Below are 19,154 nucleotides of genomic sequence, written 5' to 3'. Positions count from 1 at the left end.
TCGAAGGAATCGGCGGTTCAATCGGTGGCAAATGCCATCGTGGTCGGCCGTCGCATCCGGCTCGGCCATGATCAGCCGAGCCCGCAACCGGCCGCGATCCTGGTGCGGGACGGCATCGTCGCAGAAGTCAGCCCAGGGTGCGACCGCGCTCCGTCGCGGTGGCCGACGGCACCGACGGTTGACCTCGGTGAGCTTGTCGCCGGTCCGTCGTTCATCGACATGCACGTGCACGTCACCGAAACAGCCCAAGGCGATTCAGACGTGGCGGCCGGCCTCATCGACAGCGCTGAATGCCGAGCGCACGCACGTCACGCACTCGAATCACTTCTCAGCGTCGGGGTGACCGCAGCTCGCGATTGTGGTGGGCCCTCACCGCTCATCTTCCAGATCGCTCGGGAGGCGCGGCCGGCGTCAGATCAAGCTCGGCTCTATGCGGCCGGTGCACCGCTGACACCACCGGGAGGCCACGCCGCGCGTATGGGCGGCGAAGCTTCGGGCGGGTTCGCGCTGGAGAAACTCGTGGAGAAGTTCGCTGCTGCCGGGGCAACCCAGATCAAGGTCATGGCATCCGGCGGCGGTACCACGGGATCGAATCCCTGGGATGCTGCGTTCACGACAGCCGAGCTTGAGCGAATCGTCGCGGCCAGTCGAACAGCCCACCTTCCTGTGACTGCTCATTGCTTGTCTGCCAACTCAATTCGGCAGGCTTTGGCCGCCGGCATTCGTGTCATCGAGCACGCGAAATTCCGCTCTCCCGGTGATCGGCGGATCGATGCCGGAACCCGCGCCGAGGTGGCGAGCGAACTCGTGGACCATGAGGCAGTAGTGGTATCGACACTCAGTGTGGGCCACTACGTGCTGGATCGAGCTCCTGCCGCGGCCGCTATCCGCGAGGTGTGGTCCCGTCGGCAACACAACGACCTCCTCGACACGCGGGATCTTATCGACTCGGGTGTCAACATCGTGGCCGGTACCGACGCCGGCTGGCGCTGGACACCCTTCGACGCGTTGCCCACCGAACTACGCCTCCTTACCGAGTCCGGTATGTCCGCGGGCGAAGCGCTACGTGCCGGGACCCAGACCGCTGCAGAGGCAGCACGGCTGCCGGGGGTAATGGGGAGACTCACCGTCGGGAGCTTCGCCGATCTGGTCGCGTATCCGGCCGATCCGCACCAGGACATCACTGTGCTCGAATCGGCTGCACGCGTTGTACGCGGTGTTGCGGCGAAAGGTGCCAGCCCCGAGTTGCGCTGAATTTGCGGGCGTTTACTGTCGCTGCATGGCTATCGGTGGAGTGTTGTTCGACATCGATGGTGTGCTGGTGACCTCCTGGCAGCCCATCGACGGCGCGGCGCAGACGTTGCGGGTGCTGGCCGAGAATCAGATCGCCCGCTCCTACCTGACCAACACCACCACGCGCACCCGCGCTCAGATAGCTGACCTGCTGACCGCGGCCGGCATGGACGTCGCCGCCGACGAGGTGATCACCGCGGCGGCGCTGACCGCCGAGTACGTGCGGGACCGTTACCCGGGCGCCCGGTGTTTCCTGGTCAACAGCGGGCAGATCGGTGAGGACATGCCCGGCGTCGACATCGTTTACTCCGGTGACTTCACCGGACCGGCCGCACCGGACACCCCGGACGTGGTGCTGCTCGGCGGGGCCGGGCCCGAGTACAACCACCTCACACTGAGTTGGGTGTACGACTGGATGGCCCAGGGAGTGCCCGTCGTCGCCATGCACCGCAGCACCTCGTGGACCACCACAGACGGACTACGGGTCGACACCGGTATGTACCTGATCGGGATGGAGGAAACCTCGGGCCGCAAGGCCACGGCCGTCGGCAAGCCTGCCCCGGAAGGGTTCCTGGCCGCTGCGAACCGTCTCGGCGTCGACCCCGATGAGATGTACATGATCGGCGACGACCTCAACAACGACGTGCTGGCCGCGCAAGTGGTGGGGATGGCCGGGGTGCTGGTGCGTACCGGCAAGTTCCGTCAGGCCACGTTGGACCGTTGGGCCGCAGATGAATTCGCGATGCAGCCCAACTACGTCATCGACTCGGTCGCCGACCTTCCCGAACTGCTGGAGTTGTAGGGCTCTGCTCAACGCGCCGGGTCGTCGGCGACCTCGATCTCGCCGGCCCTGGCGGCCGCGTGCAGCTGGTGGAAGTCGTCGCGTGATTTCTCGGCGTACGCGTAGCACCATTGCAGGACCGCGGTGCTGACCCTGTCGCCGTTGCCCACATAACCCCGCAGCATCGATGCGTTGGCGCTCTGTGCATGGCCACGGGCGAGCGCCAGTGCGCAGGCCGCCACGTAGTCGGCGAACTCGGTCGGCGACATGCCCTCGGTTTCGATGGTGCCCTTCATGTCCTGGAACTGGCGGACGTAGTAGTAGCGGTCGTCCACGCGGGCCGTCCCGAGAAAGACATCCGACATCGCCTGCAGTACCCGCTGGCCGTCGACCACCCGCACACCCTGGCCCAAGGCTTTCACCGCGGCGAGCAGGGCCGGCGGCTGCGCCACGCCGCCATACTCTTCCAGCACCGACCGAGTGGCCTCCTTGACCTGGAGGATCAACGGAGTGCCGTCGGGTCCGGTCAAGATAACCAGGAAGCAACGGGTGCCGACGCTGCCGACGCCGACGACCCGCATCGCGACATCGCTGACCCGGAAGTGCGACAGCAACACGGCGACGTCGGCAGGCACGCTGGTGAGGTACTCCTGCAGTGATTCGACGAGAGTCGTCTCCAGGTCGATGTCGACGTGCTGCAGCACCGGGGGATCCTCCCGCAGCTGAAGTGTCCCATCGGGTGCCTCGGACATGATGCGTGCGAAAACCCGTGCGGAAGTACGCTTCCGGGCCCGGCGCGCGGTACGGCCGATCACCTCTCCGAGCGACCCGGAGACGCGGTGGCGGTACTGTTCCGGTGCGAATCGCAGGTAGTAACGGTCCAGCACGTTCATTTCCAGCATGGTCTGCAGACCGGCCCGGTAAGCCATGACCGCCTGGGCGGCCAAGCGCTCGATGGTCCTTTCCGGGTATGCCGCATGCCGGCCACCGATTATGGCGCTGGTGATCAGTCGTTTGACATCCCACTCTGCCGGTGCCGCGGCTGCCTCGTCGAAATCGTTGAGGTCGAAGATCAACTCGCGGTCCGGGGCAGCGTAGATACCGAAGTTCGACAGATGCGCGTCGCCGCAACTGAGCACTTCGATGCTGCTGGAGGGGCTGGCGGCGAGGTCGGCCGCCATGACCGCGGCCGACCCGCGATAAAAGGCAAACGGGTCCACCAGCATTCGCGCGAACCGCAGCGGGACCAGTTCAGGGATGCGGTGCTGGTTCTGTTCGACCAGGATCTCCGTCGCACCGCGACGGCTGGGTATCAGTTCGGCTAGCGCACGTCGTGGGGCGGCTTTGCGCAGCGCCCGCCCGCGCGCGACATCGTGTGAGACGTCCTCGATCTCGATAACTCGGTCCCGCAGCGGCCGTCCAGCCATTGCCGCAGCGTAGTGGAAACCAGGGGCGGGAGCGCCCCGTTACACGGTGTAGCGCCTGTCGTATCCGGCCTGGCGCTCGGCGATCTGCTGGTCGCGGTCGTAGTTGAGCTGCTCGGGGTTGTAGTTGGGGTTGTTCGGGTCGTTCACGATCCCCTGGACTTCCGAGATCTTCACCACCTGCGTCTTCACCGTCGGGTTGCTGGTGGAATCCGGGTCAACGCCCTGGAACCGCATGGAGATGGTGCCCTGGTTCAGCCCGCCGGTGGACACCCAGTTGGCCACGCCTGGATCGTTTTTGGACACCACGATCGTGTAGGTGCCGTCCGCGTTCTTGATGGCCTGACTGTTGTTGAGGCTGGTCTGCTGGTTGCGGTTGTCGTTGGTGATGGTCCAGTCGTTGGTCACCGGCACCACGAAGTACTCCGCGTCACCCGGATCGACGGTGATGATCATCGCCTCGTCGTCTTTGAGCTGGAAGTAGCCGGCGCTCTGCAACTGTGTGGAGAGGAACTGTGCGTTGTGAGCGGGCTGCGACAAGGTGTTGGGCGCGCCGGTGGCGGTGGCCACCGACATGTAGGTGTTCTCACCGCTGATGCCGGTGACCAGCATCAGCAGGGCAGTCTCGGTGGACGAAAGCAGCAATGGCACCTTGTCGAACGCCGGGATGACCGACACCAGGCTCATCAGGGCCGGGTTTTCCACGACCGCCTGGCCGATGACCGGGATGGCGAACCCGCCGATCTGGCTGAACAAACTGCTCGGCGGTCCGGCGGTCTTCTCGATGGTCAGCGTCATGGGCGTCTCGGTACTCCAGTCCCCCAAAGTGTTTCGGGTAGCCAGGATGGTCGAGTTGGACGGGGCCTGGATGTAGTTCATGCCCTTCTCGGGGTTGGCCGGCGCCGCGTCCGGGCTCACCACGATGGTGAACGTCCCGTCGTCCCTGATGCTGAGGTCCTCGCCGCTGAGATTGGCTGCGGTAACGCCGTTGATGCCTGTCAGCACACTGAAATTGGCGTTGGCGGAGGTGGGGTGGGTGCTCGGGTCGGCCGGGTCGTATCCCGCGACCTTCCCCTCGATCCGGTAGGTGGAGGCGCCGTTGATGCCCGTGAACCGATAGACGGTGTCGGGGTTGTCGTACCAGATCCGGGTGCCGCCGGCATTCTGCCCGTTCCAGCTGTGCGGTGGGTTGACCTGGAGCAGGAGCTTCGGATCGTTCGAATTCAGCAGCAGGAACTCGGTTGCCGACTGGTTGGCGAACTCGGTGGCGGCCTGGTTGAGCTGAGAGAGGTTAGTGAAGTCGGGGCCACCGACGGTCGCGAAGTTCTTGGCCGCCTCGACGTACCAGGCCGCCATCAGGACCACCTTGGCCAGCTGAACGATCGGCGTGTTGACGATCTGGCTGACCTGCTGTTCGGCCTCAAGCTGATCCTCGGTGGCCAGCGTGCTCGTGGCTTCGTCCGTCACCTCAGAGGTGGTGACACTGGTTTCGGCCTGTTGGGTCTCCCGCGACCGGCCGAAGAGGTCGATCGACGGCGCCTGGCCATCGCGGCGCGACCAGCCCAGCAGTGCCGCCAGGCCGATATCCTGGACCGGGCTCACCGGAGATTCCGGGATGCGCGGTTTGAGCCGCTCGGTCACGTTCGCCACCAGCTCGGGTATGGCCTCGGCGGACGGCGGCTGGATACGGGGCGTCAACGCCGGAATTACCTTGTTCACAACATCATTGGTCACGGTCTTGGTGACGACGGTCAGCGATTCCAGGGGTGTGGTGGCCTCTGCCTCTGCCTCTGCCTCTGTCTCGGACTCGACCGAGCCCTGGGACCTGGTGTCAAGCGTGGCCGGCCGCTTGTGGGGTGTATCGGCTGTGGTGCCGATGGCACGGGAGACCGCCTCCGCGACTGTGGTGGATTTGGCCGCCGTCTTGCCGTCCTTGCCTTCGGGTTTCGGGTCGGTCGATGCTGCCGACGATCGACGCTGGCCGGCCTTGGACTTGTCGAGGGCGGACTCCACCTTGGCGGACACCTCGCCGAGCCGTTTGGCCAGCTTCTCGGGGCCCGAGGACGACGGTTTGCGGGGGCCTCGCTGAGGGGTCGAGCCATCGGACTTCGGACTGTTGCTCGCGCCTGAAGACGTTCCGGACGAGTCTGAGCTACCGGTCCCGGCGGAAGCGAGCGCGGTGCCGTTGGCAACCGCCACACCGATTCCGAGGGCGACGGCGAGAGTGCCCACCCGCCCGATGAATCGTGCCCCTCCGGCGGTAGCGGACGTCGTCGTCATTTGCTCTCCCCCAACTGTTCTGGCTGCACCAGAACGCAATTGGCCGACTGTAACAAGTTCCAGTTCGGTCTCGGGCGAGTTTGGCGGGACTCTGATTTTTTTGTCGTGAGGGCGGCTGTCAGGCCTTCAGGTCGCGCACGGCCTCGATGCGTGCCTTGAGCTGATCGGTGGTCGCGGCCGCCACCGGGGGCCCGCCGCAGATGCGGCGTAGCTCGTTGTGGATCCAGCCGTGCGGCTTGCCGGTGCGGTGATGGGCGATGGTCACCAAAGCGTTGAGTTCACGGCGCAGTTCCCGCAACTGGCCGTGTGTGGTGCGCGACGGCGGCGGGCCGCCCGACACCGCGGCCTCGGCCGTGCGCTTGGTGAGTTGCTCATCCTGCCTGCGCCGCAACAGATCTCGCATCTGCGAGGCGTCGAGCAGGCCTGGGATACCCAGGTAGTCGGCTTCCTCGTCGCTGCCGGCCGGGGTTGCGGTGCCGAAGGATGAGCCGTCGAAGATGACCTGGTCCAACTCGGCGTCCGCGCCGAGGGATTCGAAGCCGTTCTCGAGTTCGCTTTTCTCGTCCTTGCGCTTCTCGGCGGCTTCGAGCGCCTCGTCGTCGAGTCCGTCGGACTCGCGGTGCGGCTTGCCCAGCACGTGATTGCGCTGGGCTTCCATCTCGCTGGCCAGCAGAAGGAGATTGGGCACCGACGGCAGGAAGATGCTGGCGGTCTCGCCCGCCCGGCGCGAGCGCACGAACCGGCCGATGGCCTGGGCGAAGAACAGCGGCGTCGACGCACTCGTCGCGTACACGCCGACGGACAGGCGCGGCACGTCGACGCCCTCGGACACCATGCGGACCGCGACCAACCAACGACTGGTGCCCTCCGAGTACTGGCTGATCCGGTCAGAAGCGCCGGGATCATCGGAGAGCACCACGGTGGGCGCCTCGCCGGTGATCTTGATGAGAAGGTCGGCGTAGGCCCGCGCGGTGGTCTGGTTGGTGGCGATGATCATGCCGCCGGCATCGGGCACATGCTGGCGCTTCTGCTGCAACCGCTTGTCGGCCGCCGCGATGACCGCAGGCATCCACTCGCCGGTCGGGTTCAGCGCGGTACGCCAGGCCCGTGCGGTCTGCTCGGCGGTCAGCGGCTCACCGAGCCGGGCCGCATGCTCCTCGCCGGCGCTGTCGCGCCAGCGTGCCTCACCGGAATACGCGAGGAACACCACAGGCCGGACCACCCCGTCGGCCAGCGCATCGGAGTAGCCGTACACGTGGTCGGCCTTCGATTGCTGGAAACCGGCGGCGTCCGTTTCGTAATTCACGAAGGGGATCGGGCTGTCGTCGCTGCGGAACGGGGTACCGGTGAGAGACAGCCGCCGGGTCGCGTCGTCAAAGGCTTCGCGCATGGCGTCACCCCAGCTCTTCGAGTCGCCGCCGTGGTGAATCTCGTCGAAGATGACCAGGGTCTTGCGGTTCTCGGTGCGTACGCGGTGCCGGGTGGGATGGCTGGCCACCTGGGCGTAGGTGACGACGACGCCGTGGTACTCGGCGGAGGTCTGCGAGTTGGAATTGCTGAACTTCGGATCGAGTGCGATGCCGTTTCGCGCTGCCGACTGCGCCCACTGGATCTTGAGGTGCTCGGTGGGCACCACCACGGTGATCGCGTCGACCGTGCGGTCGTTGAGCAGCTCCGCCGCGATCCGCAGCGCAAACGTCGTCTTACCCGCGCCTGGGGTGGCGACCGCCAGGTAGTCCCGCGGCTTGGCGGTCAAATACCGCACCAGCGCCTTGCGCTGCCAGCCCCGAAGTGCCTGGGTGCTGGGCGCTGCATCAGCCCGCACCCGAGGACTCCTCTCAGTCGGAATGCAGTCTAGGCCAGCGCGTTACGCTGGCGCATCTCTGCAGGAAAGCCCCGGGCGTGTCGCTCAGAGGAAGTGGTTGTCGTTCTTGATGAACCACTCGGCGCGTTCCTCATCGTTGAGGTCGGCCAACTGGGCGAACCCTTCGAAATAGGCCTCGCGCGGCGCGCCCGGAGCAAACAACATCAAAAGCGATGTCGGCGCGTCGGCCACATTGCGGAAGCCGTGGATTCCGCCCGGTGGAACATACAGGAAGTCGCCCTGGTTGCCGTCCACCCAGTCGTTTCCGTCGTAGAGCTCGACGGTGCCCGACAGGACGAAGAACGCCTCCGACATGGTCCGGTGGAAATGCGGGCCGGGCCCGCCGCCCTGCGGGCTGATGTCGATGCGGTAGAGACCGTAATCGCCGTCGGTCTGCTGCTGGTTGGCCAGGTAGTGGTATTTCACCAGGCCCTGGGAGTCGTAGTCGGGCGGCCCGTCGCCGCGTCTGAGCCGCGCGCTGACTTCAGGCTCATTCTCGGTGTAGCGGGGCGGGGGATAAGGGGGCACATTCCTGGGATCCCAGAGCGACACCCCGCCAGCCTAGTTGCGGCGACGGGCCATCGCGTCAGGCGCGCGCGTCCTGCAGCTGTGGGTAGGTCACGCCGGTGAGTTCCTCGGACACCGCCCACAGCCGGCGCTGCAGCTCGATGTCGTAGGACCGCTCGTTGGAGGTCACCAGCTTCGGGTGGCCCTTCTGTTCGCCGAGCCCGTCGGGGCCGTAGTACTGACCGCCGAGTGCGCCTGGATCCGTGGCCGCGCGCAGCGTCGGCAACGCGCCCATGGCGGCCTCCTGGAAGAGCGGACGCAGCAGGGGGACCGCGCGCTGTGCGGCGCGGGGAAGGTGGCGGGCCAGTTCGGTGTCGGATCCGCCAGGGTGCGCGGCCAGTGCCGCGGTGTGCTGCCCGATCAGGCGGCGCTGCAGTTCATAGGTGAACAGCAGATTGGCGAGCTTGGACTGACCGTAGGCCTGGAGGCGGTTGTAGCTGCGTTCCCACTGCAGATCGTCGAACCGGATGCCACGCGAGAAGCGGTGGCCGATGCTGCTGACCGTCACGATGCGTGAGCCGGCAACCGGCAGGAGGCGGTCGAGAAGCAGGCCGGTAAGGGCGAAGTGGCCGAGGTGGTTGGTGCCGAACTGCAGCTCGAACCCGTCTTCGGTGGTCTCCTTCGGAGGGGTCATCACGCCGGCGTTGTTGATCAGCAGGTCGATGGTGTCGTGCTTGGCCCTGATCTCGTCAGCGGCCTCCCGCACCGATTTCAGTGACCCCAGGTCGAGGCGCTGTAGTTCGAGGTCGGCGTTCGGCACCGACCGCGAGATCCACTCGACGGCGGCCGCGCCCTTGTCCAGGTTGCGCACGGCGAGTACGACGTGGGCGCCCTTGGCGGCCAGGGCCTTGGCGGTCTCGAGCCCGAGACCGGTGTTTGCGCCGGTCACGATGGCCGTGCGGCCCGTTTGATTCGGAATGTTGGCGGTGGTCCAGCTGGTCATGAGAGACTCCTAGTAGGGCTAAGCGGAGTGAACACTCCGGTTGTGTACGAATATACGGAACGTGCGCCCCGCTTTGTCAATGATTTCTCGCTGATGGATTTGTGAGGTGATGGCGAATGCGTGCGGATGCGGCACGGAACCGTGCCCGGGTGCTGGAGGTGGCCTACGAAACGTTCGCCGCCGATGGACTGTCCGTGCCCATCGACGAGATCGCGCGCCGGGCCGGGGTCGGCGCGGGAACCATCTACCGGCACTTTCCGACCAAGGACGCGTTGTTCCAGGCGGTGATCGCCGAGCGGATCCGCGGCGTCGTCGACGAGGGGCGAGCCTTGCTCGCCGAGGCCGATCCCGCCGACGCGCTGTTCATGTTCCTGCGGTCGATGGTGTTGCAGTGGGGCGCCGCCGACCGCGGACTGGTCGACGCCCTCGCCGGGTCAGGCATCGACGTCAACACAGTGGTTCCCGAGGCCGAGGACGAGTACCTGGCAGTCCTCGGGGACCTGCTGGCCGCAGGGCAGAAGGCGGGCACGGTCCGGCGTGACGTCACGGTCTCGGACGTGAAGGCACTGCTGGTCGGATGTCAGGCCATGCAGGCTTACAACGACGATGTGGCCGAGCGGGTCACCTCGGTGGTGTTCGACGGGTTGCGGGCGAAAGGAAGGCGGTGACGCCCTGGGTGTGCGCGGGAGTAGCGTCGGCCGAATGAAGTTCGGAATCGCGACTTTCGTCGACGACGACAGCATTGATCCGGCATCACTGGCCCGCGCGATCGAGGAGCGCGGCTTCACCTCGCTGATCGTCGCCGAACACAGCCACATCCCGGTGAGCCGGGAATCTCCGTATCCGGACGGTGGCGACCTGCCGCCGTGGTACTACAACACGCTCGATCCGTTCGTCACGCTCGCCGCCGCGGCCGCGGTGACCTCCACGATCGAACTCGTCACCGGGGTCGCACTGCTCATCCAGCGCGACCCCATCCACGCCGCCAAGGAATCCGCGAGTATCGACCTCATCTCCGGTGGACGGTTCGTGTTCGGAGTCGGGGCCGGCTGGAACCTCGAAGAGATGCGCGACCACGGCACCGACCCGAAAACCCGTGGCGCACGGCTGGACGAGAGCATCGAGGCGGTCAAGGCGTTGTGGACCGACGAACCCGCCGAGTATCACGGCAAGTACATCAACTTCGAGTCGTCTTATTGCCGGCCCAAGCCGGTCCGGAAACCGCACCCGCCCATCTACATCGGCGGCAATTCCGATGCCACCGTCAAACGCGTGATTCGCCATGGCGCGGGCTGGATTTCCAACCCGCTACCGAGGGACGTGTTGGCCAAACGCATTGGACAGATGCACGACGGCGGCGCGCAGGACGTGCCGTTGATGATGTTCGGCACACCCATGAAGCCCGACTATTGGCGTGCCGCTGAGGATCTCGGCTTCGGTCAGCTGGGGCTGTTCCTGCCGTCCGTCGGAAAGGACGAGTCACTGCGGCTGCTCGACGATTTCGCGGCAAAGGTGCAGGAGTACCAGGCGACGACCGGCTAGCCCACGCGCCGCGCCCGCAGCCAACCCACAGCTGATCGGCGGGCTGTCATCAAGAAGCGCTCCTACCGTCGGCAAATGTGATCACCAGGCGCGCGTTCCTGACGGCGACCGCCGTCGGCTCGATCGCCGCCGGCTACGCATGGCGGGCCGGGGTGCCGGCCGCGCACGCCGACCCGAACGCGATCGACCCGCCGTCGGTCGCGATGACCAACAAGCGACGCACCCCCGCCCAGTGGGGTATGGCGCTGCCCGGGATCACCACGTCCTTCGCTGCCGTCGGCCGCCAGATCGCGTTGACCTTCGACGCCTGTGACGGTGCCTGCGACGACGCACTGCTCGACACCCTGCAGCGCAACGGCGTGCCCGCGGTACTGATGCTCAACTCGAAATGGCTCGACAAGAATCCGGACCGGGCGCGGCAGTTGGCCGGCAACCCGTTGTTCGAGATCGGGAATCACGGCACCCGGCATGTGCCGCTGTCGGTGACCGGCCGGTCCGCCTATGGCATCGCCGGGACCCGTTCGGCCGATGAGGTGGTCAATGAGGTGTGGGGCAATCACCAGCGGTTGACGGCGCTGACCGGTCGGGCCCCGACCTGGTTCCGTCCGGGCACCGCGCATTACGACGACGTGGCCGTCGAGATCGTGCACGAACTCGGTGAGCAACCGTTGGGGTTCACCGTCAACGCGGACAACGGAGCGACGGCATCCGCCGCGGCGGTGCGGTCCAACGTGATGAATGCGGCCCCGGGATCGATCGTGATCGCCCACATGAACCATCCCCAGTCCGGCACGCATGCCGGATTCGCCGATGCCATCCCCGCCATGCAGGCCGCGGGCTGGCAGTTCGTCACGCCGACCGGTCGGGTCTGACGCAGGCGATGTCACCGTTTCGCCACGGGCGTAGGCGGTAAGCCGGGGGAAGCGCCCGACGACCTTGCACTCGCCCTGGTCGAGTGCTAAGAATGCAGTTGGCACTCTCGATCAGTGAGTGCTAGGTCGGGACGGTGAGACCGGGGCCGCACCTGCGGGAGCACACCCAGTCGTCCGTCGCGGGCACTGAACCCGACCAATGAACGTGCGATCCCCTATCCGGAGGAATCACTTCGCAATGGCTAAGACAATTGCGTATGACGAAGAGGCCCGTCGCGGCCTCGAGCGGGGTCTGAACGCCCTCGCCGACGCGGTAAAGGTGACGCTGGGCCCCAAGGGTCGCAACGTCGTCCTGGAGAAGAAGTGGGGCGCCCCCACGATCACCAACGATGGTGTGTCCATCGCCAAGGAGATCGAGCTGGAGGACCCGTACGAGAAGATCGGCGCTGAGCTGGTCAAAGAGGTCGCCAAGAAGACCGACGACGTCGCGGGCGACGGAACCACCACCGCCACCGTTCTGGCCCAGGCCCTGGTTCGCGAAGGTCTGCGCAACGTCGCTGCCGGCGCCAACCCGCTCGGCCTGAAGCGCGGCATCGAGAAGGCCGTCGAGAAGGTCACCGAGACGCTGCTGAAGAGCGCCAAGGAGGTGGAGACCAAGGAGCAGATCGCTGCCACCGCCGGTATCTCCGCCGGAGACCAGTCCATCGGCGACCTGATCGCCGAGGCCATGGACAAGGTCGGCAACGAGGGTGTCATCACCGTCGAGGAGAGCAACACCTTCGGTCTCCAGCTGGAGCTCACCGAGGGCATGCGCTTCGACAAGGGCTACATCTCGGGTTACTTCGTGACCGATGCCGAGCGCCAGGAAGCCGTCCTGGAGGATCCCTACATCCTGCTGGTCAGCTCCAAGGTGTCGACCGTCAAGGACCTGCTGCCCCTGCTGGAGAAGGTCATCCAGTCCGGCAAGCCGCTGCTGATCATCGCCGAGGACGTCGAGGGCGAAGCCCTGTCGACCCTGGTGGTCAACAAGATCCGTGGCACCTTCAAGTCTGTGGCCGTCAAGGCTCCGGGCTTCGGTGACCGCCGCAAGGCCATGCTGCAGGACATCGCCATCCTCACCGGTGGCCAGGTCATCAGCGAAGAGGTCGGCCTCTCGCTGGAGACCGCCGATGTCGCGCTGCTGGGCCAGGCCCGCAAGGTCGTCGTCACCAAGGACGAGACCACCGTCATCGAGGGTGCCGGCGATGCCGACGCGATCCAGGGCCGTGTCGCCCAGATCCGCGCCGAGATCGAGAACAGCGACTCCGACTACGACCGCGAGAAGCTGCAGGAGCGCCTGGCCAAGCTGGCCGGCGGTGTTGCGGTGATCAAGGCCGGAGCTGCCACCGAGGTGGAGCTCAAGGAGCGCAAGCACCGCATCGAGGACGCCGTTCGCAACGCGAAGGCCGCCGTCGAAGAGGGCATCGTCGCCGGTGGTGGCGTGGCCCTGCTGCAGTCGGCTCCGTCGCTGGATGAGCTGTCGCTCACCGGTGATGAGGCCACTGGCGCCAACATCGTGCGCGTCTCGCTGTCGGCCCCGCTGAAGCAGATCGCCTTCAACGGTGGTCTGGAGCCGGGCGTCGTCGCCGAGAAGGTGTCGAACCTGCCCGCGGGTCACGGCCTGAACGCCGCGACCGGTGAGTACGAGGACCTGCTGGCCGCCGGCGTTGCCGACCCGGTCAAGGTCACCCGCTCGGCGCTGCAGAACGCGGCGTCCATCGCGGCGCTGTTCCTCACCACCGAGGCCGTCGTCGCCGACAAGCCGGAGAAGTCGGCCCCCGCGGCCGACCCGACCGGTGGCATGGGCGGTATGGACTTCTAAGTCCTGCTCTTTACGGGAAGGCCCGGTCTGCTTCGGCAGGCCGGGCTTTTTCGTATCCCCAGTGCGGCGTCTATGCACAGGGATGGCCGAATTCCCTGCAGGAGCGCCACGCTCGTCGGTGTGGCTCGCCAGCCTGCGAGCATGGAACCCTTCATCGGAAGTGCAGCGGTGCGCCGCGGCAAGTTGACCCGCCACAGCCTCGTCCGCCACCACGTCGCGCTCTACCGGGACGTCTACGTCAGGCGCGATCTTGAGCTGACTGCCCGAATCAGAGCACAAGCAGCCTGGTTGTCCACGGGCGCGACGTTGGCCGGGATGTCGGCCGCGGCAATCCTCGGCACGAAGTGGTTGAACCCGAGCAGGCCCGCAGAGATCATTCGCGCTGACCGGCGTGCGCCCGCGGGAATTGTCGTGCACTCGTGGACACTCGGCCCCGCTGAGACATGCACGGTCGCCGGGATGGACGTCACGACCCCGGCTCGCACGGCCTTCGACCTCGGCCGGCTGTACCGTCCCGAACTCGCGGTGCCTCTCGTGGACGCCCTGCTCAACGCCACGGGTATCAAACCTGCCGACGTGCTCGCCGTGGCCGATGCTCACCCGGGCTGCCGAGGTGTCGCGCGATTACGTTCGGTGCTGCCCCTGTTCGACGGTGGTGCCGAGTTCCCTCAGGAAAGCAGGCTGCGGCTGACCATCGTTCGTGGCGGCCTGCCGACTCCCGAGACCCAGATCGAGTGCCGTGACCTGCACATCCGTGTCGACCTGGGGTGGCGGGAGTGGAAGGTGGCCGTCGAGTACGACGGCGTTCAGCACTGGACTGATCGGTGGCAGCGATCCTGGGATATCGACCGCATCGCGTTGCTGGAGGAGGCCGGTTGGGCCGTCGTGCGGGTCAGCGCGGAGATGATGTCCCGACCGCACATCATCGTCGAACGCGTGCAAGCGAAGCTGCGGGCCGCCGGCTGCCCGATCTGATGACGAGTGTGACTCTTGTGCACGAATTTTCGCGAAAATGCGGGCGTAAGCGCCACGCTCGGCAGGGGCGGTGGGGTCAGTTCTCCGACAAGACGATGCAGTCGCTGTCGCACTTGCCGGGTGGGCCGGGCTGGGCCGCCCGGCGATGCAGCACCGCGCGGCTGGGCACGATCTGATGCGTGTCGTCCCCGGCGGTGCCGGCTTGGCCGCGCCCGTCCACGATCAGCGAATACCCACCGGGTTGACGTGGCGGGCATACCAGCGTCGCGTGCTCGTGGGACGCGAGGTTTCTACGGGTGTGCCCTCCGACCGGGCCGACGTGAATGACTCCGTTGACCAGGTGTGGCTCCACCGCGACGGTGTGTGCGTGGTAGTTGTCGTCGACCGTGACGAGGTAGGCGAACGTGTAGTCCGCCAGCTTGTCGGCCAGCTGGTTGAGATCCACTTTCACGCTCATGACGTGAGGATAGTTCGGTACGCGCCCCGTCGTGGGAGACCTGTCACATGGGCGCAGGTTGTTTGCCGCGGACGAGTCGACCGGGACGCGCCTCCGTGGGGACACCGTTCTCGGCGATGATCTCACCGGACACGACAGTCGCGACGTAGCCGTCCGCGGTCTGGTCGAGGCGACGCCCGCCGCCGGGCAGGTCGTAGGCGACGACCGGCCGGTGCAGCCGCAGTGCCGCATGGTCGATGACGTTGAGATCGGCCTTGTAGCCCAACGCAATTCGACCGCGATCGGCCAGCCCGGCGACCCTGGCCGGTACCGAGGTCAGTTCCCGAACGGCATCCGCGACGGTCAGCATCCCCGCGCCCCGGTCACGTACCCAGTGCGTCAGCAGGTAGGTGGGGAAGCTCGCGTCGCAGATCATCCCGTAATGCGCGCCGCCGTCGCCGAGGCCGAGTATGACGTCGTCGCGCCGGATCAACTCGGCGACGGTGTCGAGGGAGTTGTCGCGGAAGTTGGCCAGCGTGACCAGCAGCATGGCGTGCCCGTCGTCGTCGAGCAGGCGGTCGTAGGCCTCCTCGAGGGGGTCGACGTCGCGGGCCCGCGCCCGGGCACCGATCGAGTTCGACGGATCGGGCTCGTAGTCGGGCTGCTCACCCAGCGGGTACATGTAGTCCCAGGCCTGCACCGCGAACATCAGCGGGTGTCCGTCGCTGGCCGAGGAATCGCTCAGAATACGTTGGCGGACTTCGGGTTTACGCATCTCGGCGACTCGCTCGGCAAGCGGCAGGTGGGCGATCTCGCGGTAGCTCGGGTAGAGGACGAACGGATTGCCCGACAACTCAAGGCCGAGTACCAGTCCGATCGGACGGGGGAAGATCTGGGCAGAAATACTGCCGCCATTCTGGTTGGCCTTCTCCACCATGCGCAGCGCGTCCTCGAAGAACGGCGGCCCGGCATTGCCGATAGCCAGCGTGAACGTGACGGGCAAGCCCACGTCGGCGGCCACGTCGAACACCGTCTGCAGTGCCGGTTCGTAGTCGCCCGCGACCAGATCGGGCACGAACTGGATCAGGCCGCCACCGGCGTCGTGCACGCCCCGGGCGATCGCCTCGATCTCCGCATAGCCGGCGTCGTAACTGGGAATCGGCCTGCCGCTCTCGGTCTTGTGGATCGTCAGCCTCGACGAGGCGAATCCCAGTGCTCCGCAGTTCACGGCCTCGGCGGCGAGCTTGCGCATGAGCGCGAGGTCTTCGGTGTTCGCGGGCTCTCGATCTATGCCGCGCCGCCCCATCACATACACCCGCAGCGGGGAGTGCGGCAGGAACGCCGCCACGTCGATGTCGAGCCGACGGGACCCCAGGGCGTCGAGGAACTCGGGGAACGTCTCCCACGTCCACGGCAGACCATCGACCATGACGACCCCGGGGATGTCCTCCACACCGGCCATGACGTCGACCAGCACGTCGTGATCGTCCGGACGGCACGGCGCGAACCCGACGCCGCAGTTGCCCATCACGGCCGTGGTGACCCCGTGTGCCGAGGATGGGTTGAGCCGGTCCGACCAGATCGCCTGACCGTCGTAGTGCGTGTGCAGGTCGACGAAACCGGGGGTGACCAAGAGCCCGGTGGCATCGATCTCGCGTTCGGCGGTCCCGGCCACGGACCCGATCTCGACGATGACGCCGTCGCGCACCGCGACGTCGCCCACGTAGGGTTCGCCACCCAGGCCGTCGACGATGGTGCCGCCGCGGATGCACAGGTCGTAGCTCATCTAACTAACTTACGACTACAAGCTGTGGATGCCCATGGGGTTGGCCGAATTTCGCGACATTGCGCGGCTTTGTCGGTGGGCCGTGCCAGGATCAGCGCGTGATCGATCACTTCGGTATCAACTGCACCGATTTCACCAAGGCCAGCGAGTTCTACGACACCGTGCTGGGTGTCCTGGGCTACTCCCGGCAGATGGACTTTGGCGTGGCCATCGGCTACGGCAGTGAGGGCAAGCCCGACTTCTGGATCGCCGACGCCAGCGCCGGCGACGCCGGCGGGCCCAACCGGGAGATCCATGTGGCGTTCCATGCGGCCGACACCGATGCGGTCCAGGCGTTCTACGACGCCGCGGTGAAACTGGGGGCCGAGTCGCTGCACGCGCCACGGCTGTGGCCCGAGTACCACCCGGGCTATTTCGGCGCGTTCGTCCGCGATCCCGACGGCAACAACGTCGAGGCGGTGTTCCACGGGGCCGCAGCGCAGTAGCCGCTAGAGCGGCTCCAGTTCCGAGATCAGCCAGTCGCCGTCGACGCGGGTGAGGCTGACCCGGTACGCCAGTGCGTCCTTGGTCGGCTCGCCGCCACCCGCGGTCTCGGTCTTCTGGTCGACGAACGCCACCACCATGGCCTCGTCGGCAGTCAGCGACTCCACGCCGGTGTTTCGGACCGTCGCGGTCTGGGTGACGTTGTCCGGCTTCGAGCGGATCGTCTTGCGGTAGTCGTCGACCGCCGAGCCGGTCAGCAGTTCGCTGACCGCATCGATGTCACCCCTGCTGGTCGTGGGGGTGAAGCTCAGGACCTTGACCACATTGGTGGCCACGAACTCGGTGACCTGCTCGCGTGCATGGTCGTCGTCGGCGACGGGCGCGGGCGCCGGCCGGCTCTTGACCGACAGCTGCCAGGAACCCAGGCCGATGGCGACGATGATGCCGACGGCGAGGCCGGCGACCAGCAGCGTCCAGCCGCGTGCGCGTGTCCCCATCAGTTCACAAACTCCAGCTTCGAGGCCTTGTAGGCGCCGTCGACATGTTCGACGGTGACCCGCACGCGTTGCAGTGACACCACGCCGACCCGATTGCTCGTGACGGTGACCTTGGTGTCGACGGTGACGAGCACGACCGCTTCATCGGAGAACAGCGATTCGACGCCGGCCCCGGTGACCGTCCCGTCGGTCTTGACGCCCAGTTCCTGGGCCTTGCGTTTGATCTGCGGCGCCTGGCTCTTCAGGTCGGCGCGGAACTCATCGGTGGCGCCGTCCATGATCGCCTCGAGATCGCTGTCGGCCGTGTCGGCGCTCACGGTGACGGTGTGCAGTGCGAAGGTCTTGGCCGCGTCGACGTACGGCTGCCACGACGGTGTACTGACCGGAGCCGGGGCGGCCCGGACGAACTGGCTGATCGCGAAGACGATGGCGCACACCAGCAGCACCGCCAGCGCACCCGGCGCCACACCCCTTGCGGCGCTGGGCTTCTGGGGTTGGCGGGGTTGAGGGATCGGGCTGGGGCCCGACCAGGTGGGGGAGTGGTGCGGCGCACTGACCACCGGGGGCCCGGGTGCCGTGAAGGTCGGAGCCACGAAGACCCGCGGGGGTTCCGTCGACACCGGTCGCGGCGACACCGGCTGCACCGTGGGAGGGCGCCGCGTAGCCGGGGCGGTCGCCCGGGCGTCGGCGAGCGCCTTCGCGAAATCGGCGCACCGCGCGTAGCGGCCATCGCGGTCCTTGGCCATGCCCTTGAGCATGACCTCGTCCAGGTAGGCCAGTTCGGGACGATTGCCGCGCAGGCTGGGCGGGAGCTCGTTGAGTTGCTTGCTGATGACCACGGCGGGATTGGAATGATGGAAGGGCGAATGCCCTGCCAGGAGCTGAAATGCACTGGCCGCCAAGGCATATTGGTCGGCCCGTCCGTCCATCGTCTGCCCCAGGAGCTGCTCGGGGGCGGAGTAGGCCATCGAGCCGACGGCCATGTTGGTGGCGGTGATCCCGCTGATGTCGTCGATCCGACGGGCAACACCGAAGTCGGCCAACAGAATTCGGCGACGAGCGACTTCCGGTCCGGTCAGCAGGATGTTGGCTGGCTTGACGTCGCGATGTAACAGGTGGCGCTCGTGTGCGTAGTCGAGGGCTTCGGCGATCGCGGTGACGATCTCGACAGCCTCGGGCAGGGGCATGCCGGAGGGGTGCCGATCGCGTACGTACCGGGCGGCGTCGGTGCCGTCGACGTAGTCCATCGCGATCCACAGCTGCCCCTCGTGCTCGCCGCGATCGTGCAGGCCGACGATGTGGGGATGCCAGAGTGAGGCGGCGATGTCGGCTTCGCGGTTGAACCGGTCGCGATACTGGGCGTCACCGGTCAGCGAGGCCGGCATGATCTTGAGTGCGTCCTGGCGGGGTAGGCGCGGATGCTGCGCCAGATACACCTCGCCCATGCCCCCTGAGCCGAGCAGACGCTGAATCGTGTACCCGGCGAACACGTCGCCGGTATTCAACGGCATGCCCGTGATCGTAGTCGGGGCGGTGCCTGGACGGTTCGC

The 19,154-nt window shown here is 66.6% G+C and carries 17 protein-coding genes; 8 read left to right on the top strand and 9 right to left on the bottom strand.

Going from position 1 to position 19,154, the window contains the following annotated elements; translation table 11 throughout:
- Positions 1 to 24: 24 nt before the first annotated feature.
- Together EH231_RS26475 and EH231_RS26470 are read left to right on the top strand one after the other, a co-directional pair.
- A complete protein-coding gene (locus EH231_RS26475; RefSeq protein WP_164481027.1) occupies positions 25 to 1,254 on the top strand; it encodes an amidohydrolase family protein in 1,230 nt (409 codons plus the stop codon).
- Positions 1,255 to 1,279: 25 nt separating this feature from the next.
- A complete protein-coding gene (locus tag EH231_RS26470; protein ID WP_090424289.1) occupies positions 1,280 to 2,095 on the top strand; it encodes an HAD-IIA family hydrolase in 816 nt (271 codons plus the stop codon).
- 8 nt (positions 2,096 to 2,103) lie between these two features.
- Here EH231_RS26470 and EH231_RS26465 read toward each other — a convergent pair whose 3' ends face one another.
- The 5 genes from EH231_RS26465 to EH231_RS26445 form a co-directional block, all read right to left on the bottom strand.
- Positions 2,104 to 3,501: a DUF2252 domain-containing protein gene (locus EH231_RS26465; RefSeq protein WP_124713622.1), complete on the bottom strand. Its 1,398-nt coding sequence runs from the start codon at positions 3,499 to 3,501 to the stop codon at positions 2,104 to 2,106.
- Positions 3,502 to 3,540: 39 nt separating this feature from the next.
- Positions 3,541 to 5,778, bottom strand: a complete 2,238-nt coding sequence (locus tag EH231_RS26460) for a DUF1214 domain-containing protein (protein ID WP_124713621.1) — start codon at positions 5,776 to 5,778, stop codon at positions 3,541 to 3,543.
- Positions 5,779 to 5,896: 118 nt separating this feature from the next.
- Positions 5,897 to 7,603: a DEAD/DEAH box helicase gene (locus EH231_RS26455; protein ID WP_090424292.1), complete on the bottom strand. Its 1,707-nt coding sequence runs from the start codon at positions 7,601 to 7,603 to the stop codon at positions 5,897 to 5,899.
- Positions 7,604 to 7,687: 84 nt separating this feature from the next.
- A complete protein-coding gene (locus EH231_RS26450; protein ID WP_090424293.1) occupies positions 7,688 to 8,194 on the bottom strand; it encodes a cupin domain-containing protein in 507 nt (168 codons plus the stop codon).
- Positions 8,195 to 8,228: 34 nt separating this feature from the next.
- Positions 8,229 to 9,152, bottom strand: a complete 924-nt coding sequence (locus EH231_RS26445; RefSeq protein WP_124713620.1) for an SDR family NAD(P)-dependent oxidoreductase — start codon at positions 9,150 to 9,152, stop codon at positions 8,229 to 8,231.
- 116 nt (positions 9,153 to 9,268) lie between these two features.
- On the opposite strand from EH231_RS26445, the gene EH231_RS26440 reads away from it, so the two are divergent.
- The 5 genes from EH231_RS26440 (at position 9,269) to EH231_RS26415 (ending at position 14,402) form a co-directional block, all read left to right on the top strand.
- Positions 9,269 to 9,820, top strand: a complete 552-nt coding sequence (locus tag EH231_RS26440; protein WP_090424295.1) for a TetR/AcrR family transcriptional regulator — start codon at positions 9,269 to 9,271, stop codon at positions 9,818 to 9,820.
- Between the two features lie 34 nt (positions 9,821 to 9,854).
- Entirely contained in the window at positions 9,855 to 10,694 is an 840-nt protein-coding gene (locus EH231_RS26435) for an LLM class F420-dependent oxidoreductase (protein ID WP_090424296.1), read from the top strand.
- Positions 10,695 to 10,771: 77 nt separating this feature from the next.
- On the top strand, positions 10,772 to 11,566 hold the full coding sequence (locus EH231_RS26430) for a polysaccharide deacetylase family protein (RefSeq protein ID WP_124713619.1): 795 nt from the start codon (positions 10,772 to 10,774) through the stop codon (positions 11,564 to 11,566).
- 238 nt (positions 11,567 to 11,804) lie between these two features.
- Entirely contained in the window at positions 11,805 to 13,427 is a 1,623-nt protein-coding gene (gene groL / locus EH231_RS26420) for a chaperonin GroEL (RefSeq protein WP_090424298.1), read from the top strand.
- 141 nt (positions 13,428 to 13,568) lie between these two features.
- Positions 13,569 to 14,402, top strand: a complete 834-nt coding sequence (locus EH231_RS26415) for an endonuclease domain-containing protein (protein ID WP_124713618.1) — start codon at positions 13,569 to 13,571, stop codon at positions 14,400 to 14,402.
- A gap of 76 nt (positions 14,403 to 14,478) precedes the next feature.
- Here EH231_RS26415 and EH231_RS26410 read toward each other — a convergent pair whose 3' ends face one another.
- Positions 14,479 to 14,859, bottom strand: coding sequence for a pyridoxamine 5'-phosphate oxidase family protein (locus tag EH231_RS26410; RefSeq protein WP_124713617.1), 381 nt, complete (start codon positions 14,857 to 14,859; stop codon positions 14,479 to 14,481).
- A gap of 43 nt (positions 14,860 to 14,902) precedes the next feature.
- Positions 14,903 to 16,624, bottom strand: a complete 1,722-nt coding sequence (locus tag EH231_RS26405) for an N-acyl-D-amino-acid deacylase family protein (RefSeq protein WP_090424300.1) — start codon at positions 16,622 to 16,624, stop codon at positions 14,903 to 14,905.
- Between the two features lie 98 nt (positions 16,625 to 16,722).
- On the opposite strand from EH231_RS26405, the gene EH231_RS26400 reads away from it, so the two are divergent.
- On the top strand, positions 16,723 to 17,109 hold the full coding sequence (locus EH231_RS26400) for a VOC family protein (protein ID WP_090424301.1): 387 nt from the start codon (positions 16,723 to 16,725) through the stop codon (positions 17,107 to 17,109).
- Between the two features lie 3 nt (positions 17,110 to 17,112).
- On the opposite strand, the gene EH231_RS26395 is transcribed toward EH231_RS26400, so the two are convergent.
- Together EH231_RS26395 and EH231_RS26390 are read right to left on the bottom strand one after the other, a co-directional pair.
- Entirely contained in the window at positions 17,113 to 17,604 is a 492-nt protein-coding gene (locus tag EH231_RS26395; RefSeq protein ID WP_124713616.1) for a hypothetical protein, read from the bottom strand.
- Positions 17,604 to 19,115 (bottom strand): serine/threonine-protein kinase, encoded by a 1,512-nt coding sequence (locus EH231_RS26390; RefSeq protein ID WP_124713615.1) that lies wholly within the window; start codon positions 19,113 to 19,115, stop codon positions 17,604 to 17,606. Before EH231_RS26390 ends, EH231_RS26395 begins: the two co-directional genes overlap by 1 nt.
- Positions 19,116 to 19,154 lie beyond the last annotated feature (39 nt).

This window comes from Mycolicibacterium nivoides (genome assembly GCF_003855255.1).
Taxonomy (GTDB): domain Bacteria; phylum Actinomycetota; class Actinomycetes; order Mycobacteriales; family Mycobacteriaceae; genus Mycobacterium; species Mycobacterium nivoides.
This window is presented reverse-complemented; position numbering and strand designations above follow the sequence as displayed.